Source organism: Paratractidigestivibacter sp. (assembly GCF_052362415.1).
In the GTDB taxonomy this organism is placed as follows: domain Bacteria; phylum Actinomycetota; class Coriobacteriia; order Coriobacteriales; family Atopobiaceae; genus Paratractidigestivibacter.
Genome location: NZ_DAWEMK010000167.1, coordinates 1 through 2,640, shown reverse-complemented (window position 1 = coordinate 2,640; position 2,640 = coordinate 1). Strand labels below are relative to the sequence as shown.

Below are 2,640 nucleotides of genomic sequence, written 5' to 3'. Positions count from 1 at the left end.
GCGGGCAAGGAGCTCGACGAGATCTTCCTCAAGCTCGAGGAGCACTACCACGACATGATGGACATCGAGTTCACCATCGAGCAGGGCAAGCTCTGGATGCTCCAGACCCGCGTCGGCAAGCGCACCGCCATGGCTGCTCTGGCCATTGCCATGCAGTTCGAGGCCGAGGGCGCCATCTCCAAGGAGGAGGCCGTCATGCGCGTGGCGCCGGAGCAGCTCGACCAGCTCCTGCACCCGCAGTTCGACCCGAAGGCCGACTTCAAGGTCCTGACCAAGGGCATGAACGCCTCCCCGGGCGCCGCTGTGGGTAAGGTCGTCTTCTCTGCCGATGAGGCCGTCCACTGCGCCAACAAGGACCAGCCCTGCATCCTGGTCCGCTGGGAGACCACGCCCGACGACCTCAAGGGTATGGTCGCGGCCGAGGGCATCCTCACCTCCCACGGCGGCAAGACCAGCCACGCGGCCGTCATCGCCCGCGGCATGGGCGCCCCCTGCGTCTGCGGCGCCGAGGCGCTGAAGATCGACGCCAAGGCCAAGGAGGTCGTCGTCTCCGGCACCGACGTGGTGCTCCACGAGGGCGACATCATCTCCATCAACGGCACGACCGGCGACGTCATTCTGGGCGCCGTGCCCCTGGTGCGCCCCGAGCTCACCGGCGATCTCGAGACCATCCTCGAGTGGGCCGACGCCGTCCGCTCCGATGCCTCCCGCGGTCGCAACATCGGTGTCCGCGCGAACGCCGACAACCCTGAGGACGCCAAGCTTTCCCGCGACTTCGGCGCAGAGGGCATCGGCCTCGACCGCACCGAGCACATGTTCCTGGGCGACCGCAAGGAGATCATCCAGTCCTTCATCCTCGCTGAGCGCACCGGCGCCAAGCAGCAGGCCCTGGGCCAGCTCCTCAAGGTCCAGACCGACGACTTCCTCGGCATGTTCGAGGCCATGGACGGCAAGACCGTCATCGTCCGCCTGCTCGACCCGCCCCTGCACGAGTTCCTGGACAACCCGCGCGACGCCGCCGTCGAGCTCGCGCACGCCGAGGCCCGCGGCGAGTCCGACATCCAGCTCAAGGCCCGTCGCGACATGCTCGCCCGCCTCGACTCCTTCCAGGAGGCCAACCCCATGCTCGGCCTGCGTGGCTGCCGCCTCGGCATCGTGTACCCCGAGCTGACCGAGATGCAGGTCCGCGCCATCGCCGGCGCTGCCGCCCACCTCAAGAAGCGCGGTCTCGACCCCAGGCCCGAGATCATGGTCCCGCTCGTCTCCACGGTCGAGGAGCTCAAGGTCGTCCGTGAGCAGATCGAGACCGTCATCGCCTCCGTCTCCGAGCAGACCGGCGTCGACCTCAACATCCCCGTCGGCTGCATGATCGAGATTCCGCGCGCCGCGGTGACCGCCGACGAGATCGGCAAGTACGCCGACTTCTTCTCGTTCGGCACCAACGACCTTACCCAGATGGGCTTCGGCTTCTCGCGCGACGACGTCGAGAGCGCCTTCATCCCGCAGTACCTGTCCAAGAAGATCCTGAAGACCAACCCCTTCGAGACTCTCGATGCGGGCATCGCCAAGCTCGTCAAGCTCGGCGTGGAAGGCGGCCACGAGGCCAACGACAAGATCATCTGCGGCGTCTGCGGCGAGACCGGCGGCGACCCGGACTCCATCCAGATGTACTACGACCTCGGCCTCGACTACGTGTCCTGCTCGCCGTACCGCGTGCCCATCGCGCGCCTCGCGGCTGCCCAGGCCAAGATCAAGTCCAACGGCGGCGCGCAGAAGCTCGCCTAGGCTTTGACCTGAGTTGATTCGGTAGGGAGGGGAGCCCGAGCGGCTTCCCTCCCTTCTTTTTGTGCGAGGATGAACCCCACGATCGTCATGCGTCGACGAAAGGACAGATCATGGGAAAGAAGAACGGCTCGGGCGCCGGCACCTACGTCGCGCTCGCGGTCTCGGCCCTTTTCGTCGCCGGTTGCGCCCTCGCGTTCTGGTTCGTCGCCACAGGGAGGCTCAAGGCGAGCGGGCGGCAGGCGGAGCCCGCGGCCACCGCCGCCGATCCCGCGGGCACCGGCGTGCCCGCGCCCAAGGCCTTCTCGGAGTACTCGTGGGACGAGCTCTCCCAGATCGCCCGCATGATCTCGGCTGCGGCCGACGACGCGGCGGGCCTAGAGGTCGCGCGCGAGTACGGGATCGTCGGCGCCGACGGCGCCATCGCCGACTGCGTCCGCCCGATCGAGCTCACCGACGGCCACGTCGTCACGTGCCGCGTCGTCGGCGCGCGCGCGGACGAGCTGGCGGACGGGTCGGGCAAGGCGGGCCTCACCTTCATGACCTCGCCGCTCTCGCGCAGGGGTATGAACGACGAGGACACGAACCTCGGCGGCTGGGAGTCGAGCCGGCTGCGCGCATGGCTTGCTGCCGACAGCCTCGCCCTGCTGCCGCAGGAGCTCTCGTCCGGCGTCGTCGAGGTCTCGAAGACGACCAACAACACCGGCACGGTCAAGGGCGGGGACTTCGACGTCCTCACCTCCACGGCCGACAAGCTCTGGGCCTTCTCGGCCTCCGAGGTGTACGGCGACGTCACCTGGTTTGCCCAGGAGTACGGCGACAAGCCCATCGCGAACACCGGCTACGTCGACTTCGCCC

Annotated in this window: 2 protein-coding genes; both read left to right on the top strand. The window is 68.1% G+C overall.

Features of this window, described 5'->3' with window-relative positions; genetic code table 11:
• On the top strand, positions 1-1,785 hold a 1,785-nt coding region (locus tag ACT84W_RS10440), incomplete at its 5' end, for a putative PEP-binding protein (protein ID WP_444329165.1).
• Between the two features lie 110 nt (positions 1,786-1,895).
• Positions 1,896-2,640: DUF6273 domain-containing protein (locus ACT84W_RS10435; RefSeq protein ID WP_444329164.1), on the top strand; the 745-nt coding region annotated here is incomplete at its 3' end.